Origin of the sequence: Rhodococcus koreensis, from assembly GCF_900105905.1 — a bacterium.
In the GTDB taxonomy this organism is placed as follows: Bacteria; Actinomycetota; Actinomycetes; order Mycobacteriales; family Mycobacteriaceae; genus Rhodococcus_F; species Rhodococcus_F koreensis.
In genome coordinates, this window is record NZ_FNSV01000005.1 from 3,314,176 (window position 1) to 3,331,796 (window position 17,621).

The following is a 17,621-nucleotide window of genomic DNA, read 5'->3' on the forward strand; positions in this document are numbered from 1 at the left end:
CACGTGCGGGCCCCGGTCCGAGAACCGGGGCCCGCACGGGTGTGTCTGGGAAGGGTTCACTCCTTCGGGGGAACAGCCTTCTTCGCCGCGTCGGCGGCCTTGTCGATCTTGTCGCTGTACTTGCCCCCGGTCTTGCTGTCCGCGACGTCGGCGGCCTTGTCGATGGCGCCGTGAACCTTGTCCGCGTTCTGCGAAGCGGCTTCCTTCCCCTTGCCCAGCAGGCCCTTCAGTGTGTCGACGAAACTCATCGTTCTTCCTCCTTGTGCATGCGCACGCAGTGTCCGCGCGAGTTCGATCACCCGCCGTGCACCCAGTCTCACAGCATTGACTCGGCGACGCCAACCGTTCGGATCGTCGCGAGCGGTACTCCGGTCAGTGCACGCCCGGAAGATCTTCCGGGGCCGCGAAGAGGCGGCGGTGCTCACCGTGCAGCCGGCCCGTGACCCACCATCCGATTTCGACGAGAACCACTCCCACGAGCCCGCACACGAGAGCGGAGGTGGTGGCGGCGACGTTGGTCGGATCGAGTTTGAAGAACTCCCGCGTGAACGGCAACGCGAACAGGATGAGGTATCCCGCTACGGATCCGAAGATCAGCACCAGCTTCCACCACACGTACGGCCGGGCGACGACGGCCAGCACCCACAGGGCGATCATGATGAGGGTGATGAGCGCCGACGTGCCTGCCTGAATCTTCTGCGTCTCCGTCTGATCCGGGCCCGCGTACACGAGAAGGTACGAAATGAACGTCGTGACACCGATGATCACACCGGACGGCACGGCGAGACGCATCACACGCGGCACGAACCCGGAGCGCGCCCGTTCGTTGTTCGGGGCCAGCGACAGGATGAACGCGGGAATGCCGATGGTGAACCAGGCGGCGATCGTGACGTGCCGCGGCAGGAACGGATACGGCACCGGCTCGAAATGGAAGATCTGCGACAGCACACCGGTGAGTCCGATGAGGAACGCCAGCAACACCGAGTACACGGTCTTGGTGAGGAACAGGTTCGAGACGCGTTCGATGTTGCCGATCACCCGGCGACCCTCGCCCACCACGTACGGCAGGGTGGCGAACTTGTTGTCCAGCAACACGATCTGCGCGACCGCGCGGGTGGCAGGGCTGCCCGAGCCCATCGACACCCCGATGTCGGCATCTTTGAGGGCCAGCACGTCGTTGACGCCGTCGCCCGTCATCGCGACGGTGTGACCGCGAGACTGCAGCGCCCCCACCATCTCCCGCTTCTGGTCTGGGCGCACCCGGCCGAACGTCGTCGCCGTTTCCAGGGTCTCGGCGAGGGCGTCGCGGTCGGCGGGCAGTTCGCGGGCGTCGACGGGACGGTCGCCGCCGGGCAGTCCGAGCGACCCGGCCACGGCGCCGACCGACACGGCGTTGTCACCGGAGATGACCTTCACGGTGACGTTCTGGCTCGCGAAGTACTCGAGGGTGCCGCGAGCGTCGGGACGCACGCGCTGTTCCAGGATCACCAGCGCGCGCGGCGTGATCGCACCCGGCGCCGCGGGGTGGTCCACCGGGACGTCGCAACTGCCGAGCAGGAGCACCCGCAGTCCCGAGGAGCCGACTTCCTCGGCCTGCCGGGCCATGTCGCTGCCGGGGTCGAGCAGCACATCCGGTGCGCCCAGGACCCAGTTGCCGTGGGCACCGTACGACTGGCCGCTCCACTTCTTGGCCGAGGAGAACGGGGCCTCCGCGGTGGCGTCGCCCCAGCCGGGGGCGTCGGGGAAGGCTTCCGCGATGGCGAGGACACTGGCGTTCGGCCGCGGGTCGGACGCCGCCATCGCGGCGAGCGCCGCGCGGGACGGTTCGGCGTCGGACGGGTCGGCGCAGCGCAGTTCGGACAGCCGCATGCCGTTCTCGGTGAGAGTGCCGGTCTTGTCGGCGCACACCACGTCGACGCGGGCGAGGCCTTCGATGGCGGGCAACTCCTGCACGAGGCACTGCCGCTGACCGAGCCGGACCACCCCGACCGCGAACGCGATCGACGTCATCAGCACCAGCCCCTCGGGCACCATCGGGACCAGCGCGGCCACCATCCCGCTCAGCGCCGGCCGGATCGACTCGCCGCTCGAGAACAACTGGTTGTAGATGATCAGCAGACCCGCCGGAATCATCAGGTACGTGATGAACTTCAGGATCTTGTCGATGCCGCTGCGCAACTCCGAGTGCACGAGCGTGAACTTGCTGGCCTCGTCCGCGAGTTTGGCGGCGTACGCGTCGCTTCCGACCTTCGTGGCCCGGTAACAGCCGCTGCCCGACGCGACGAAACTCCCCGACAGCACCTGCTGACCGATGTCCTTGTGCACGGGGTCGGCCTCACCGGTGAGGAGGGACTCGTCGATGTCGAGGGACGCCGCCTCCACCACGACCCCGTCGACGACGATCTGGTCGCCGGCGCCGAGTTCGATGATGTCGTCGAGCACGACCTCCCGCGGTGCCATCGCGACGGCGACGCCGTCGCGGCGCACCACCGGTTTGGTCTGGCTGACGATCGCCAGCTTGTCGAGGGTCCGTTTGGCCCGCACCTCCTGGATGATGCCGATCCCGCTGTTGGCGATGATCAGCAGGCCGAACATGCCGTCGATGATCGAACCGGTGGCCAGCACGATGATCAGCAGTACCCCGAGGATCGCGTTGATCCGGGTGAACACGTTGGCGCGCACGATGTCGCGCACCGACCGGCTGGCCCGATCCGGGACGTCGTTGGTCTTGCCGGCCGCCACCCGCTCCGCAACCTGGGCGGCCGTCAGCCCCTCCACCGCGACGACTGCAACGCTGTCGGTGCCGGTTTCGTCGTATGCCATGGTCAAAGGCTACGCAACGACGCTCGGCTCCGAGGGGATGCGCGCCGGACTCAGCCGAGTGCGGTCCACCACGGAGTCTGGGCGGCCGGCTTCAGTGCGTCGACGCGCTGCCCGGGCATCGGCACGGCCACCGGGGTGCCCGCCTCCTGCGCGGCCGCGAGCAGCCGGACGATCGGCTCGGACCAGGTGTGGAACGCGAGGTTGAACGTGGCCCAGTGCACCGGCACCAGCAGTCCACGGGTCGCGTCGCCGGCGTTGAGGTCGGCGTGCGTCTGCACCGCCTCCTCGGGGTTCATGTGGATGTCCGCCCACCTGGTGTCGTAGGCGCCGACGGGCAGCAGCGTGAGATCGAACGGTCCGTACCGGCGGCCCAGGTCGGCGAACCGCGTCGTGTATCCGCTGTCGCCGCCGAAGAACACTTTCCGGCTCGGGCCTGCGAGCACCCACGACGCCCACTGGGTGGTGTTGCGCACCAGGCCCCGGCCGGAGAAGTGCCGGGCCTCGGTGCACGTGAGCGTGAGTTCACCGAGTGTCGTCGACTCGTCCCAGTCGAGTTCCACGATCCTCTCCTCCGGCACCCGCCACTGACGCAGGTGCGCACCGAGCCCGACCGGAACGACGAACGGCGCCTTCTGGGTGGCGGCGAGTTGCTGCACGGTGGCCATGTCGAGGTGGTCGTAGTGGTCGTGCGAGATGACGATGGCATCGAGGACGGGCAGGTCGGCCAGCGGCACCGGGGTCGGGTGCATGCGGGACGGACCGAGAAGCGCGGACGGCGACACCCGATTGCTCCACACCGGGTCGGCCAGCACCCGGTAGCCGTCGACCTCGACGAGCACACTCGAATGGCCGTACCAGGTGACGGCGACGTCGGCCGCCTCGACGGGCGCGAGGGGCGTCGCGAGCGGGATCGGCCTGCGCGGGCGTCCCGCCTTGCCCCGCGTGATCAGCGCCTTGAGAATCCCGGTCTCCGAACCGGGCAGCATCATGCTGCTCGGATCGGTGTTGTGGAACTGACAGTCGCGGTACCGCGGCGACGTCGCGGCGTACGGGCGCACCTTGGCACGCGACGCGCCCATCTGAGACGGAAGGCCCCACGCGGCGCGTGTCAGCCACCCGAGGGCGGCGGTGGCCAGAACAGTCGTCACGGCGTTCTTCGCTTTCACCCCGACAACTGTAACCACGCGTGCGGGAAAGGTGCGGCCGACGGCTACTGACCGCGGAACACCGGGGGACGCTTCTCGGCGCGGGCGGCCCGCGCCTCCTGCGCGTCGTAGCTCTTCCACGCCGCATGCAACGCCGCGAGCTGCTCGGGCGGCGGCGGACTCTGGGTGCCGTCGTCGTTGAGCACCATCTTGAGGTGTTGCAGCGACAGCGGCGCCAGGCGTGCGATCGAGTGCGCCCACTGCTGCGCGACGGCGAGGTCGCCGCGCTTGTTGGCGAGGCCGTGCGCCAGCGCCTCGTCGGCCCCGACCTCTTCCGCGCCGAGCAGGATCGTTCGTGCCGGTCCGCCGCCGATCAGGGCGGCCAGCCGGTGCACGGTCCACCGGTCCACGGAGATCCCGAGCTTGGCGGCGGGGATGGCGAAGCGCGCCTCGGGTGCGACCACCCGCAGGTCCGCGGCGAGCGCCAGCTGGCTGCCCGCGCCGATCGCGGGACCGTTGATCGCGGCGATGACGGGGACGGGCACCGAGTCGATGGTGTGCAGCATCTCGAGCAGGGTGTCGGTGAACCCGTCGGCGTACACGTCGCCCGACAGATCGGCGCCCGCGCAGAACGCGCTGCCCTGCCCTGTGAGGACGATCACCCGCGCGCCGTCGGTGACGGACTTCTCCGTCTCCTCGCGCAGCAGTTCGCAGATCTCGGTGTTCAACGCATTGCGACGGTCGGGTCGTTGCAGTTCGAGGGTGAAGACGTCGCCGTCACGACTCGTCCCGATCATGTCCACTCGCTTTCTTCGTGATTGCTGTCCACTGACAATTTTCTCCCCGCCCACCCGACTGGACATCCGTCACCCAACCACAGTCGAATCGACCGGAACACACGAGCCTCTCCGGTAGTTGTGAGGATGGAGGTGAGGACCGACATGAACAGTGAAGTGGACGTCGCCGTGATCGGCGCGGGGCAGGCGGGGCTGTCCGCCGCCTACTATCTGCGCAGGTTCGGAGTGGAACCGGAGTCCGGTTTCGTCGTGCTCGATCACGCCCCGGGGCCCGGCGGCGCGTGGCAGTTCCGGTGGCCGTCCCTGACGCTGAGCACCGTCAACGGTGTTCACGACCTGCCCGGGCTCGGCTTCGCCGAGACGGTCGGCGTGGACCCGCACGACCCCGAGGCCGCGCTGGTGCACGCGTCGAGCGCGGTTCCCCACTACTTCGCGACGTACGAGAAGCAGTTCGAGTTACCGGTGCACCGTCCTGTGCACACCCGGGTGGTGTGCGCCCGCGGCGAGCGTCTGCGGATCGAGACCGACAGCGGCGTGGTGTCGGCCCGCGGTCTGATCAACGCGACGGGAACGTGGGAGCGCCCCTTCATTCCCCGCTACCCCGGCGCGGAGTCGTTCACCGGCCGCCAGGTGCACACCAGGGACTACTCCTCGGCGCAGGACTTCGCGGGGCAGCATGTCCTCGTCGTCGGCGGCGGCATCTCGGCGGTGCAGTTGCTGGACGAGATCTCCCGGGTCACCACCACGACGTGGGTGACGCGCCGCCCGCCGGAGTTCCGGGACGAGCCGTTCACGCCCGAGATCGGCCGCGCCGCAGTCGCTCTGGTCGAGGACCGGGTTCGCCGCGGGCTGCCGCCGGGCTCGGTGGTGTCGGTGACGGGGCTGCCCGTGACGCCCGCGATCCGTGCCGCCCGCGAACGCGGGGTGCTGGCGCGGCAGCCGATGTTCAGCGAGATCACCGAGGACGGTGTCCGCTGGGCCGACGGCCACGAGGAAAAGGTCGATGTGATCCTGTGGTGCACCGGTTTCCGCAGTTCACTCGATCACCTCGCACCGCTGCGGCTGCGCGGTCCGGGCGGCGGCATCACGATGACCGGACGCCTGGCCACCCAGGTGGCGTCGGATCCGCGGATCCATCTGGTGGGCTACGGACCGTCGTCGTCCACGATCGGCGCGAACCGGGCCGGGCAGGCCGCGGCCCGCGAACTCACCCGGCACCTCGGGTTGCCCGCCCCTACTTGATCAGCGAGGCGACGAACGAGGCCTGGTCGGGTCCCGCCTGGTACATGCTGCCGAAGTGACCACCCGAGTACACCCGGTAGTCGAGAGTCGTCCCGGCCGTGCGCATCTCGGAGACGAGTTTCTCCGTCAGCGGCAGCGGCACCGACGCGTCGGTGACCCCCTGCACGAGCAGCAGCGGACGGTCGTACCCCGTGACCGGGACCTCGAGGTATTCGCGCAACGCGTCCTGTAGCGCGGGCACGTCGAGCGCCCGCGACAGCATCTGCGCCACCGACACGTTCCCGGTCATGGCCGTGAACTGCCGGAACGGCACCTCGGGGGCCGCGTCCACGAACTGCTTCCCGACCGGGGTCAGATAGCTGTCGACGTCCAGTTCCGGGTACGCGTCCCGGACCCCGGCGATCAGGTACGACATGTACACGGTGAGACCGGCGAGGCCCTGCGGCGGAAACGACGGGCCGCTCCAGTTCGACACCGTCTCGATGTTCGACGGCACCCCGTTCGCGACGGCCCCGCGGTAGTCGAGTTCCGGCGCGTACGACGTGGCTGCGTGTGCGGCGAACACCGCGGCCTGACCGCCCTGGGACAGTCCGACGGCCATCCACGTGGAGGAGAGGTCGGCGTCGACCTCCCGTGCGGCGCGCACGGAGTCGATCACGCTGCGGCCTGCGACCTTCCCGTCGAGGTAGGGCGGCACCCCGGGAGTGCCCAGGCCCACGTAGTCGGTGGCGGCAACGGCGTAGCCGAGTTGCAGCCAGCTGCTCACGTAGTCCCAGGATTGCGGGTCGACGCCCGTGCCCGAGGGTGCGTCGGCGTCGGAGTCCCCCACGGTTCCGTGTGCCCACGCGATGACGGGCCATCCCCCGGCGGGCGGCGTCCCGGGCGGCACGAACACCATCCCGGTGCAGGGGGTGATGCCGTGACGATCGGTGGTCAGGTACGTCATCCGGTACGCACTTCCGGTTCCGCGGAGCCAGAGTTCGGCAGGCAACTCGGACGAGGCGACGACGGTGCCGGGGCTCGATCCGGCCCGCAGGGGATCCGCACCGACAGTTGGTGCCCACAGCACGCTGACCAGTGCGAGCAACGCCACGATGCGCCACCATCTCCGCACCTCTCAACGGTAGCTGCGCGGGGGCGGCACAGTACTGTGAATCGTCCACTCGCGGGGAAGCGGGACGCACGAGACCGGGAGAGCAGAAGAGACATGAGTGACGACAGCCCGATCCTGACTCCCGGCGACACTTGCTGGCAGGTTGCCCGCGCCGATCGTCTCGCGTGCATCGTCGACGCGGCGGACTACTTCCGCCACGCCAAGTCCGCGATGCTGCAGGCGCGCAGGCGGATCATCCTCATCGGCTGGGACTTCGACACGAGGATCGAGTTCGAACCGGACGAGAAGACGCTCGACGGGCCCAATCAACTCGGCCGGTTCCTGGCCTGGCTGACGCGCGAACGTCCGGATCTCGACATCTACCTGCTCAAATGGAATATCGGGGCCTTCACCGCGATCGGACGCGGGATGACCCCGATCTTCGTGGTCAACTGGGTGACGGACCGCCGCCTGCACTTCGAACTCGACGCCGCCCACCCGATCGGTTCGGCGCACCACCAGAAGATCGTCGTCATCGACGACGCGCTCGCGTTCTGCGGCGGCATCGACATGACCGTCGACCGGTGGGACACCCCCGAACATCGGGACCGCAACCATTACCGGACGCAGCCGAACGGCAAGCGGTACGGGCCGTGGCACGACGCGACGACCGCCGTCGACGGGGACGCGGCGAAGGCCATCGGCGAACTGGCCCGCACCCGGTGGAAGGCGGCCACGGGGCAGGATCTGGCGGCGGTCGACGAGATCGTGGGACGGACGCCGTGGCCGGAGGGGCTGGAGCCGACGATGCGCGGCGTCGACGTGGGCGTCGCACGCACGCTGCCGGAGCTGGACGACCGGGACGAGGTCCGGGAGATCGAAGCCCTGTATCTGGCGGCGATCGCCGGCGCCGAGCGGTCGCTGTACATCGAGAGTCAGTACCTGGCGTCGCGCACCCTCGCCGAGGCGATCGCCGCGCGACTCCGCGAACCGGACGGGCCGGAGATCGTGCTGGTGCTGCCGCGCAACGCCGACGGCTGGCTCGAACAGAAGGCGATGGACGGCGCCCGCCGCCGCTTGCTGCACCTGCTCTGGCGGGCCGACACCGGGAACCGGCTCGGCGTCTACTACCCCGTCACGGCGGGCGGTGAACCGATCTACGTCCACGCCAAGGTGCTGGTGATGGACGACCGTCTCCTGCGGGTGGGTTCGTCGAACCTCAACAACCGGTCGATGGGATTCGACTCCGAATGCGATCTCGCGGTCGAGGTCACCGCGGACACGGCGAACGGTGACGAACTGCGGGCGACCATCCTCGGCATTCGCCGTCAGCTCGTCTGCGAGCACCTCGGTGTCCCGGCCGGGCTGTTCGAGGACACGCTGACCGAGACGTCGTCGCTCCTGGGCACGGTCGAGGCGCTGCGCGGCGGCGGCCGGACCCTGGAGAAGTTCGAGCCGGACACGGTCGAGGACGAGGACAGCCCGCTGGCCGAGAACGAACTGATGGATCCCGAACGCAAACCGCCGAGCTTCTGGGAACGGACCAGCCGGGGCCGGTTGCGGCGCAGGGTGATCCGGCGTCAGAAGGCCGCCGGTTCGGTGCGGTAGATGCGCCGGTAGTCCTTGCGGAACGCCCGCCGCCCCAGGATCGACCATGCCATCCTGGCCGCGAAAGGCATCTCCGACAGGAACATTCGACGCTCCTCGGGTGTCGCCCCCTGAAGGATGAAACCGAGGAACACCAGCAGCCGGTCCTTGGGGATCGACGCGCGGCCGCGGTCACCCATCTCCTGCCACTCGGCGAGCGTCATGAACTGCTCCGCCAACGGGAGGATGTGCCGCTCCTCCTCGTCCAGGTGCTCGCCCAGCGCCGCGGACAGCGCGGTCAGCGTCTTCGCCAGCGGTTCGCCGTCCACCGCATCCACCGTGAACGCGGCGCCCTGCGACTGCGCCAGCGACAGCAGTTCGGAGATGCGTTCGTGCTGCTCCTCCATCCGCAGTACCAGCGCCGCGTCGGTGGGCGCGCGGTCGAGCAGTCTCGGCCACAGCAGGTCGTCCTCACTCGAATGATGGTGGTGGAGGGCGGTGGCGAGTTCCTCGAAGAACGCCACCACCTCCCCGGCCCGGGCGGCGTCGCCGGCGGGAACCCGGCGGACGAGCGCGGGCAGCGCGGCGAACTGGCGGCGGAAGCAGTTGTGGACCACCACCATCTCGCGGGTGTCGGGGCGGGTCGTGTGAGCAGTCGGAGTTGTCATGCGATCAAGGGTCGGTTCGGCGTCTTGGAGAGCACTTGGAAGCCACTAGTGCTTACGCTTGGCACGATGGTGCGGATTCGAGTACTCGGGACGCTCGAGGCGGAGGACGAATCGGGGGCAGTCGACCTCGGCGGCCCCCGCCAGCGGGCCGTGCTCGCCCTGCTGCTCGTCGCGCGCGGCGAGGTGGTTCCGGTGGATCGGCTCGTCGACGACCTCTGGCACGGCGCTCCCCCGGCGCGGGCCGTCGGTGCACTTCAGGCATACATTTCCAATCTGCGGCGGGCGCTGGAGCCGCGCCGCGCGCCGCGGGCGGACTCGACCGTCCTGGTGAGCCGAGCCCCCGGTTATGCGCTCACCCTGCCCTCGTCCGCGGTCGACGCGTGGGAGTTCGAGAGCCTGGTCCGCTCCGCCGCGGGCACCGGGCGGGCCGACCTGGAGTGGGCGCTGGGCCTGTGGCGGGGGCCGGCGTTCGCCGAGGTAGCCGGTGAGCACTGGGCGCTCGCCGAGATCGCCCGGCTCGAGGAACTGCGGGTGGTGGCGCGCGAACGGGTGGTGGCCGCCGCCGTCGCGTCCGGCGACGCCGCGGGCGCGGTACTCGACGCGCAGTCCCTCACCCGGGACCATCCGCTCCGGGAAGAGGGGTGGCGGTTGCTCGCCCTGGCGTTGCACCGCAGCGGGCGTCAGGCCGACGCCCTGGCCGCGTTGCGGGAGGCCCGCGGCAGGCTGGTGAGCGAACTGGGCCTCGACCCCGGTCCCGGTCTGACGGAACTCGAACGCCGGATCCTCACGGGCACCGTCCCGTCTGCACCGGCACCCGCCGCGGTGCCCCTCGACACCGCCCCGGCCCCGTGGTTCCTCGGCCGCGCCGCGGAATTGGCGACCCTGACCGACCTGATGAGCGATCCCGGTACCCCCGTGGTCCTCCTCGGCGGCGACGCCGGATCGGGGAAGTCGTCCCTGCTGCGCCGGTTCCGTCGCACCCTGCACGCCGCCGGGTGGCAGGTGGCGGTGGGCCGCTGCCCCGAGGTGGACGGCGCCCCGCCCGCCTGGGCGTGGGTGGAAATCCTGCGGGCACTGCACGAGACGGTCGACCCCGGTGCCGAGGCGGACGCGCTGGCGCCCCTGCTCGCCGACGACCGTTCGCACGCGGCGCGGCCGGACGACCCGAGCGGACGGTTCCTGCTGCACCGTGCCGTCGCCGACTACCTCGGGACCGTCCGCGATCACGGCCCGCTCGCCGTCGTCCTCGACGACGTCCACCGCGCCGACGAGGACACCCTGTCGATCCTCGTGCGGCTCGCCCAGCAGCGGTCGCCGATCCTGCTGATCCTCGCGTTCCGCCCGGACGAGGTCGACGCGAACCTGGAGAACTGCTTCGCCGACCTCGCGTCGCTGCAACCCACGCGCATCCGCCTCGGCGGACTCGGACCCGAGGAGTCGGCGGAGCTGATCCGGCACGTGTCGGGCCGCGACCCCGACCCCGATATCCTCCGCGCGCTCGCCGACCGGACCGGCGGAAACCCGTTCTACCTGCAGGAAAGCGCCCGGCTCCTGGACAGTGAAGGCGAACTGGTGGCCACGTCGGAGGTGCCCGAGGGGGTCCGGGACGTTCTCCGCAGGCGGATCGCCCGCCTCCCCGAACTGACCGTGTCCGTCCTGCGACTGGCCGCGGTGGTGGGCCGCGAATCCGACGTCGACGTCCTCACCCGGGCCGCCGAAGTCGGCGAGGACGCCGTGTTCGACGCACTCGAATCGGGCGTGATCGCCGGACTGCTCGGCGAGCCGCGCGCCGGGACCGTCCGCTTCACACACGCCCTCGTCCGCGACACGCTCTACTCCGACCTCACCCGCCTGCGCAGGAGCCGCTGGCACGCCCGGGTCGGGTCCGCACTCGAGGAGTTGCGACCGCACGACGTCGCGGCGCTCGCGCACCATTTCACCGAGGCGCTGTCCGCCGCGACCGCACGGCAGGCCCTCGACCACAATGTCGCGGCCGCGGCGCAGGCGGCCGACCGCTACGCCCACGACGCCGAGATCGGCTTCCTGAACGACGCCCTCCGCGCGGCCGACCGGTTGCCGCCCGACGCCGCCGCGTCCGTGGACGAGCGCGTCGACATCCTCACCGAGCTCAGCCGCACCCAACTCGCCGCCGGCATCGGACTGGACGGGGCCCGTTCGCGGAAGCGGGCCCTCGAGCTCGCCCGGGACGCGGGCCGCACCGATCTGGCGATCCGGGTGCTCGCGTTCGTCGACACCCCGACGCCGTGGATCAACCGGCGCTACGGCGAAGTGGACACGGCCGTCGTGGACCTGATCGAGGCCCTGCTGCGGGACGAGGAACCGGAGCCGGCGGTGCGGTGCCGGCTGCTGGTCACGCTGGTCCACGAGATCGGGGCGGAGGATCACGAGCGCACCGGGTCCGCGGTCCGGGAGGCCGAGGTCCTCGCCCGCGACCTGGACGATCCGGTGCTGCTCGGGCTGGTGCTCTGCGCCGTCCACGCCGGCACCGGCTCGCCGACCAGCACACTCGGCGACCAGGTCATCGGCGACGAACTGCTCCGGATCGGCGACCGGACGCAGCTACCGGTGTTCACCATGCTCGGCCATCACCTGCTGGCCGAGATCGCGTCCGGCAACGGTGACATCCCGGCGATCGAACATCACATGGGCCTGCAGTCGGCACTGGCGGACCGGTACCGGTTCCAGCAGGCGCAGGCGACCCGCCAGATGAACCGCGGGATGGTCGCGCACCTCACCGGCGACCTGGCCGCGGCGGAACGCCACTACGAGCGGGGCCACGAGTTGATGGTCCGGGCCGGACTCGACGCGGACAGCGTCTTCGCCCTCGCGGTGTTCACGCTGCGGCTCACCGAGGGCCGGGCCGGCGAATTCGAGGCCGTGATCGCGACGGTCGACAGTGCAGCGACGGACGTGCTCGCCGATCTGCACGCCCTCGCCCTTCTCGGCAACGGCAAACCGGAGCAGGCGCGTCAGGTCAGGCGCCACCTCCGCCCCGTCCGCCGCGACTTCTTCCATTCCCTCATGATGTCGCTGCGCGGCGTCGTCGTCGCCGGGCTTGGCGAGCGGGACGAGGCGGCGGCGGTGCACGCGGAACTGAGCCCCTACAGCGGCCAGATCGGGGGCGGCGACACTGCGGCGTTCGCGGTCGGGCCCGTCGATACCATCCTCGGCGACCTCGAGATGCTCCTCGGCAGGACCGGGGCGGCACGCACGCACTACGCCGCGGCGCTCGCACTGGCCGAACGCTGCGGCTGCCCGGCCTGGATCGACGCCGCCCGCACCCGGGTGACCACCCAGCCAAGCGAGTTCCAAGTGGGTCACTAGCGGCCGGGCGCACAGTCGGAGGTGACCGAACCATCCGGCTTTCCTGGAGGCTTCCCCATGAGTTCCCTGCTCGCCCGCGTCGGCGCGGCCGCCGCGACCCGTCCCTGGCGGGTGATCGCCGCGTGGCTGACGCTGCTCGTCCTGGTGTTCGCCGCCGCGTCCGCGTTCGGCGGTACCAACCACGACGACTACAACGTGCCCGGTCTGCCGTCGCAGGAGGGGACGAATCTGCTGAGCGAACGGTTCCCGGAGATGTCGGGGGCGGACGCCCGGGTGGTCGTGCACTCCGACACGGGCCCGCTCGCCCCCGAGGTCCTCACCGATCTCGGCAGCAGGCTGGCGGACGTGAACGGGGTGAGTGCCGTGTCGCCGCCCCGCCTGTCCCAGGATTCCGACACGGCGGTGATCAGCCTCAACTACCGCATCCCGGTCACGGACTTCCAGGGCAGCGAGGGCGTCGACGCACTCGAGGCCGCGGTCGCCGGCACCCGGACGCAGGGACTGGAGGTGGAACTGGGCGGGCAGGTGCCCGAGAACATCTCCAAGCCGTCGGGCACCGCCGAGGCGGTGGGCATGATCCTGGCGCTGATCATCCTGGTGTTCGCGTTCGGTTCCGTGGTGGCCGCGGGACTGCCCCTGGCCGTCGCGCTCGTCGGGGTGGGCATCGGGTCCGGCCTCATCACGATCATGGCCGGATTCACCGGCATCAGCACCATCGCACCGACCATCGCGACGATGGTCGGCATCGGCGTCGGAATCGACTACGCGCTGCTGCTCGTCACCCGGTACACCGAGGGCCTGCGGTCCGGGATGCCGGTCCGAGACGCCGTCGCGGCCGCCAACTCCACGGCCGGGACGTCGGTGATCTTCGCCGGGACCACGGTCCTCGTCTCCCTGTTCGGGTTGCGGCTGTCCGGGCTGCCGATGTACGCGTCGTTCGGCTACGCCACGTTCGCGATGGTCGGCATCGTCATGCTCACCTCCGTCACGCTGGTGCCCGCACTGTGCGGGCTGGCGGGCACGCGGGTGCTCGGCACACGGTCCCGTGCCCGGGCCGAACGTCGCACGACGTCGCCGCTGACCGAACGGTGGGCGATCCGGGTGAGCCGCCGCCCGTGGCTGTGGGCGCTGACGGCGCTCGGCGTGCTGCTGCTCCTGGCCGCGCCGGTGCTGGGCATGCGTACGTGGCCGCAGGACGCGGGCAGCGCACCGGCCGCCAACACGATCCGTCAGGCCTACGACCTGATCGACTCCGAGTTCGGGCCCGGCGCCAACGGGCCGCTGATGGTGGCGGTCGACCTGAACAAGGTTCCGGCAGCCGAGCTTCCGTCGATCGTGCGTGACCTCGCGGCCGAACCCGGGGTGGCGTCCGTGACGCCCGTCCTGATGAACGCCGATTCGACGGCCGCACTCGTCTCGGTGCAGCCGACCACCGGTCCCAGCGATCCCCGCAGCACCGAACTGCTCGATAGGATCCGGTCCGACGCCGCCGACGGCGTCCAGGTCACCGGACTCACCGCCGTGTTCGCCGACATCTCGGCCCGCCTCGCCGAACGGCTGTGGCTGGTGATCGCGTTCGTCGTCGCCCTGTCGGTGGTGCTGCTCACGTTCGTGTTCCGCGCGCCGGTGGTCGCGGTGAAGGCGGCCGCCATGAACCTGCTGTCGGTGGCCGCGGCCTATGGCGTCATGGTGATGGTGTTCCAATGGGGTTGGGGTGCACAGCTGCTCGGGCTCCCCCATGCGCTTCCGGTGTCGAGTTGGGTGCCGATCCTCATGTTCACCATCCTGTTCGGACTGTCGATGGACTACGAGGTGTTCCTGCTCTCCCGGGTCCGTGAACGCTGGCTCGCCACGGGCGACTCGCACCGCAGCGTCGTCGAGGGACTGGCGTCGACGGGCCGGGTCATCACGAGCGCGGCGGCGATCATGGTCGCGGTGTTCGCCGGGTTCGCGCTCGACGGCGACGTCACCGTGAAGATGATGGGCGTCGGTCTCGCGACCGCGGTCCTCATCGACGCGACGATCGTGCGGATGGTGCTGGTGCCCGCGACCATGTACCTGCTGGGTGACGCCAACTGGTGGCGGCCGGGCGGACGCCGCGCGGCGGCAGCCGGCGGGGACGGGAGCGGGGCGGCTACGCCCGCAGGCGCTCCACTTCCGCTTCGAGCGCGATGACCCGCCGGTACAGGGCCTGGATGCTCGCCATGCACACCCCGTTCGCGTCGACCATGGCGATGCGACGGTCGTTGGAACCGAGCCCGAACGCGGTGGCGAAATCCTGCGCCATCGGGCCCAGGTGCCGCACCGACTCGTGATCGAAACCGTAGGTCCAGACGCTGACCGGCATCTCGGCGAGGCGGTCGAGCACCTCGCTCGCACTGGCAGGCGGCGCCTGGACGGCAACCCCGCGCTTGCGGGTCAGAACGGAGTGAAACCACGCCAACGGGTGGCGGGTACGGGCCGCTGTTCGCGCCCGCACCCGCCCCCGACTGGTGTCGACCCACACGGAGTCAGTCCGGGAGTTCGCCGACATCGTGCTTGATCGTCGCGTCACTGAGGAGCAGGCCGACCCCGAGGGCCATGACGCCGATTCCGAGTCCGATTGCGGCTCCGCCCAATCCGAGCATGATTCCGAGCATGTTGTCTCCTGTCGTCGATGGTGTACGGGATGTCGTGCCCCCGCTTTCTGAACACCTACGACTCTCGCTGCTCCCGGCCCTCGAGATAAGACACCTCAGGGGTGGTACAACCCCACCCCCGGACGCTGCGCCGGGCGGCACAATGGCGGCCATGACGGAATTACCGGAGTGGGCCCGAACCCTCGGCCTCGCCCCGCACCCCGAAGGCGGCTGGTACCGCGAGACGTGGCGCAGCGACGTCACCATCCCGGAGGCGAGCCTGCCGGACGACTATCCGGGGCCGCGGTCGGCGGGCACCGCGATCCTGTTCCTGCTCATGCCCGGACAGCAGTCGGCATGGCACAGCGTGCGCAGCGCCGAGATCTGGATGTACCACCGGGGCAGCCCCCTGCGGCTCGAACTCGGCGGCGACGGAAGCGAACCCGCCGCCCCCGACGCGCTGATCCTCGGCGCGGACGTCGCGGCGGGTCAGCAACCGCAACTGCTCGTCCCGCCGCGGCACTGGCAGCGCGCGAAACCCGAGGGCGACCAACCGACCCTCGTCAGTTGCGTCGTCACCCCGGGCTTCGACTTCGCGGACTTCCAGCTCTAGGCGCTTCGCGCTCGTGCGCCTTTCTGGTTGCTCCAGCTACCAGAAAGGCGCACGGGTGCTACGCGCCGAACGCGTCCGGGTCGGGCCCGATGCGGCCGTCGGTCCGGGTCAGCGAACCGATCGTGTTGATCTCGTCGGGGGTCAACTCGAAGTCGAAGACGTCGAAGTTGGCGGCGATGCGCTCCGGCGTCACCGACTTGGGGATGACGACGTTGCCGATCTGCAGGTGCCAGCGGATGATCACCTGCGCGGTCGTCTTACCGTGCGCGGCAGCGATCTTCGCGATGGACTCGTCCTCGAGGACGGTGCCCTGCCCCAGCGGGCTCCACGCCTCGGTCGCGATGCCCTTACCGGTGTGGAAGGCACGCAGGTCGGCCTGGTTGAACCGCGGATGCAGCTCCACCTGGTTGACCGCGGGCACCTCGCCGGTCTCGGCGATCAGACGGTCGAGGGTCTGCGGGGTGAAGTTGGAGACACCGATCGACCGCGCACGCCCGTCGGCCTTGATCTTCTGGAAGGCCCTGAATGTGTCGACGTAGCGGTCCGCGGACGGCACCGGCCAGTGGATGAGGTACAGGTCGACGTAGTCGAGGCCGAGCCGGTTCAGGCTGTCGTCGAACGCGCGGAGCGTGGAGTCGTAACCCTGGTCGTCGTTCCACAGCTTGGTGGTGACGAACAACTCGTCACGGGCGATGCCGGAGTCCGCGAGCGCGCGGCCCACTCCGGTCTCGTTCTCGTAGATCTTGGCGGTGTCGATGCTGCGGTACCCGGCCTTCAGTGCCTCGGTGACCGCGGCGTAACTCTCGTCGTCGGGCACCTGCCACACGCCGAAGCCGAGCGCAGGAATGCTGTTCCCGTCGTTGAGCGTGACCGTAGGTACAGGACTCTGTGCATTGTTGAAACCCATGGGACTGTCCAACCGGGCACCCGGACCGGATGTTCCCGGCGTCTCAGAATGTGGACTTTCGCGTGTCGTTTCGGTATCACCGGGTAATCCGACGGCATCGGCGTTCAGGTGGTGACGCGCCCGGTGAAAGGGGCGGACATGGGCCTCGGATACACATTGGCCTATCGGTTCAAGATCACGCCCTGGGTGAAGGCGGGCCGGGTCTTCGGGAACCAGATCGAGACGTTGATCGATCCCTTCGACGCACCACCGGGCGAGGTCCTCGACATCGGATGCGGCACCGGTGACCACGCCATCGAAATGGCCCGGCGGGGGTGGCAGGTGACGGGGATCGACACCGTCCAGCTGGCCCTCGACAAGGCGCGGTCCAAGGCACGGAAGGCGGGCGTCGACGTGCGGTTCATGCACGCGGACGCCACCGACCTCGAGCACGCCGTCGGTCGCGGGTACCACCTGATCCTGGACGTGGGGTGCTACCACGGGCTCAGCGACCACGCCCGGGTCGCGTACGCCGAGAACGTCACGACGGTGACCGAACCGCACGCCACGCTGTTGATGTTCGCGTTCGGGCCGGGACATCGCGGCCCGCTGCCGCGGGGTGTGTCCCGCTCCGACGTGGAGCGCACGTTCGAGAAGTGGAAACTCGTGTCGGACGTCGACGCCGACACGACCGGCATGCCGGGACCACTCAAGAAGGCCGACCCGCGCTGGTTCCGCCTAGTCAAGCGCTGACGCGCCCGTGAGTACTTGTTAACCGCCCGCGGTTAATAAGTACTCACGGGC

General features: G+C 69.9%; 15 protein-coding genes. 6 read left to right on the forward strand and 9 right to left on the reverse strand.

Features of this window, described 5'->3' with window-relative positions; all coding sequences use genetic code 11:
• Positions 1 to 56 precede the first annotated feature (56 nt).
• From BLV94_RS19605 to BLV94_RS19620, 4 genes are all read right to left on the reverse strand, one after another.
• On the reverse strand, positions 57 to 248 hold the full coding sequence (locus tag BLV94_RS19605) for an antitoxin (protein ID WP_015888853.1): 192 nt from the start codon (positions 246 to 248) through the stop codon (positions 57 to 59).
• A gap of 124 nt (positions 249 to 372) precedes the next feature.
• Entirely contained in the window at positions 373 to 2,823 is a 2,451-nt protein-coding gene (locus BLV94_RS19610; RefSeq protein ID WP_072944737.1) for an HAD-IC family P-type ATPase, read from the reverse strand.
• Positions 2,824 to 2,873: 50 nt separating this feature from the next.
• Positions 2,874 to 3,989 carry an MBL fold metallo-hydrolase gene (locus tag BLV94_RS19615; RefSeq protein WP_244163635.1) on the reverse strand — a complete coding sequence of 372 codons (1,116 nt, stop codon included), beginning with the start codon at positions 3,987 to 3,989 and terminating at the stop codon, positions 2,874 to 2,876.
• 44 nt (positions 3,990 to 4,033) lie between these two features.
• A complete protein-coding gene (locus BLV94_RS19620) occupies positions 4,034 to 4,765 on the reverse strand; it encodes an enoyl-CoA hydratase (RefSeq protein ID WP_005244016.1) in 732 nt (243 codons plus the stop codon).
• A 144-nt stretch (positions 4,766 to 4,909) separates the two neighbouring features.
• Here BLV94_RS19620 and BLV94_RS19625 point away from each other — a divergent pair, with 144 nt between their 5' ends.
• Positions 4,910 to 6,007: an NAD(P)-binding domain-containing protein gene (locus BLV94_RS19625; protein WP_072944894.1), complete on the forward strand. Its 1,098-nt coding sequence runs from the start codon at positions 4,910 to 4,912 to the stop codon at positions 6,005 to 6,007.
• Here the strand turns inward: BLV94_RS19625 and BLV94_RS19630 are convergent.
• Positions 6,000 to 7,100, reverse strand: coding sequence for a lipase family protein (locus BLV94_RS19630; RefSeq protein WP_072944739.1), 1,101 nt, complete (start codon positions 7,098 to 7,100; stop codon positions 6,000 to 6,002). The two genes, BLV94_RS19625 and BLV94_RS19630, sit on opposite strands and share 8 nt — an antisense overlap.
• A gap of 114 nt (positions 7,101 to 7,214) precedes the next feature.
• Here BLV94_RS19630 and BLV94_RS19635 point away from each other — a divergent pair, with 114 nt between their 5' ends.
• On the forward strand, positions 7,215 to 8,708 hold the full coding sequence (locus BLV94_RS19635; protein ID WP_072944741.1) for a phospholipase D-like domain-containing protein: 1,494 nt from the start codon (positions 7,215 to 7,217) through the stop codon (positions 8,706 to 8,708).
• Here BLV94_RS19635 and BLV94_RS19640 read toward each other — a convergent pair.
• The gene (locus tag BLV94_RS19640) at positions 8,681 to 9,355 is read right to left on the reverse strand and encodes a hemerythrin domain-containing protein (RefSeq protein ID WP_072944743.1); all 675 of its coding nucleotides are present in this window, start codon (positions 9,353 to 9,355) and stop codon (positions 8,681 to 8,683) included. The two genes, BLV94_RS19635 and BLV94_RS19640, sit on opposite strands and share 28 nt — an antisense overlap.
• A 66-nt stretch (positions 9,356 to 9,421) precedes the next feature.
• Here BLV94_RS19640 and BLV94_RS19645 point away from each other — a divergent pair, with 66 nt between their 5' ends.
• Positions 9,422 to 12,700 carry an ATP-binding protein gene (locus tag BLV94_RS19645; RefSeq protein WP_072944745.1) on the forward strand — a complete coding sequence of 1,093 codons (3,279 nt, stop codon included), beginning with the start codon at positions 9,422 to 9,424 and terminating at the stop codon, positions 12,698 to 12,700.
• A gap of 57 nt (positions 12,701 to 12,757) precedes the next feature.
• Positions 12,758 to 14,875 (forward strand): MMPL family transporter, encoded by a 2,118-nt coding sequence (locus BLV94_RS19650; protein WP_072944747.1) that lies wholly within the window; start codon positions 12,758 to 12,760, stop codon positions 14,873 to 14,875.
• On the opposite strand, the gene BLV94_RS19655 is transcribed toward BLV94_RS19650, so the two are convergent.
• Positions 14,835 to 15,206: a hypothetical protein gene (locus BLV94_RS19655; RefSeq protein ID WP_072944749.1), complete on the reverse strand. Its 372-nt coding sequence runs from the start codon at positions 15,204 to 15,206 to the stop codon at positions 14,835 to 14,837. The genes BLV94_RS19650 and BLV94_RS19655 overlap by 41 nt on opposite strands.
• A 4-nt stretch (positions 15,207 to 15,210) precedes the next feature.
• A complete protein-coding gene (locus BLV94_RS51585) occupies positions 15,211 to 15,339 on the reverse strand; it encodes a hypothetical protein (protein WP_009478066.1) in 129 nt (42 codons plus the stop codon).
• Between the two features lie 151 nt (positions 15,340 to 15,490).
• Between BLV94_RS51585 and BLV94_RS19660 the strand changes: the two genes are divergently transcribed.
• Positions 15,491 to 15,931 (forward strand): cupin domain-containing protein, encoded by a 441-nt coding sequence (locus tag BLV94_RS19660; protein WP_072944896.1) that lies wholly within the window; start codon positions 15,491 to 15,493, stop codon positions 15,929 to 15,931.
• 58 nt (positions 15,932 to 15,989) lie between these two features.
• On the opposite strand, the gene BLV94_RS19665 is transcribed toward BLV94_RS19660, so the two are convergent.
• Positions 15,990 to 16,838, reverse strand: coding sequence for an aldo/keto reductase (locus BLV94_RS19665; protein WP_072944751.1), 849 nt, complete (start codon positions 16,836 to 16,838; stop codon positions 15,990 to 15,992).
• Positions 16,839 to 16,976: 138 nt separating this feature from the next.
• On the opposite strand from BLV94_RS19665, the gene BLV94_RS19670 reads away from it, so the two are divergent.
• Entirely contained in the window at positions 16,977 to 17,570 is a 594-nt protein-coding gene (locus tag BLV94_RS19670) for a class I SAM-dependent methyltransferase (protein ID WP_072944753.1), read from the forward strand.
• The last annotated feature ends 51 nt before the right edge of the window (positions 17,571 to 17,621 follow it).

Excerpts from the sequence above, each read along its gene's own strand:
- BLV94_RS19605 (WP_015888853.1), bottom strand. The coding sequence starts at position 248 with ATGAGTTTCGTCGACACACTGAAGGGCCTGCTGGGCAAGGGGAAGGAA.
- BLV94_RS19610 (WP_072944737.1), bottom strand. The coding sequence starts at position 2,823 with ATGGCATACGACGAAACCGGCACCGACAGCGTTGCAGTCGTCGCGGTG.
- BLV94_RS19620 (WP_005244016.1), bottom strand. The coding sequence starts at position 4,765 with ATGATCGGGACGAGTCGTGACGGCGACGTCTTCACCCTCGAACTGCAA.
- BLV94_RS19625 (WP_072944894.1), top strand. The coding sequence starts at position 4,910 with ATGAACAGTGAAGTGGACGTCGCCGTGATCGGCGCGGGGCAGGCGGGG.
- BLV94_RS19635 (WP_072944741.1), top strand. The coding sequence starts at position 7,215 with ATGAGTGACGACAGCCCGATCCTGACTCCCGGCGACACTTGCTGGCAG.
- BLV94_RS19640 (WP_072944743.1), bottom strand. The coding sequence starts at position 9,355 with ATGACAACTCCGACTGCTCACACGACCCGCCCCGACACCCGCGAGATG.
- BLV94_RS19645 (WP_072944745.1), top strand. The coding sequence starts at position 9,422 with ATGGTGCGGATTCGAGTACTCGGGACGCTCGAGGCGGAGGACGAATCG.
- BLV94_RS19650 (WP_072944747.1), top strand. The coding sequence starts at position 12,758 with ATGAGTTCCCTGCTCGCCCGCGTCGGCGCGGCCGCCGCGACCCGTCCC.
- BLV94_RS51585 (WP_009478066.1), bottom strand. The coding sequence starts at position 15,339 with ATGCTCGGAATCATGCTCGGATTGGGCGGAGCCGCAATCGGACTCGGA.
- BLV94_RS19660 (WP_072944896.1), top strand. The coding sequence starts at position 15,491 with ATGACGGAATTACCGGAGTGGGCCCGAACCCTCGGCCTCGCCCCGCAC.
- BLV94_RS19665 (WP_072944751.1), bottom strand. The coding sequence starts at position 16,838 with ATGGGTTTCAACAATGCACAGAGTCCTGTACCTACGGTCACGCTCAAC.
- BLV94_RS19670 (WP_072944753.1), top strand. The coding sequence starts at position 16,977 with ATGGGCCTCGGATACACATTGGCCTATCGGTTCAAGATCACGCCCTGG.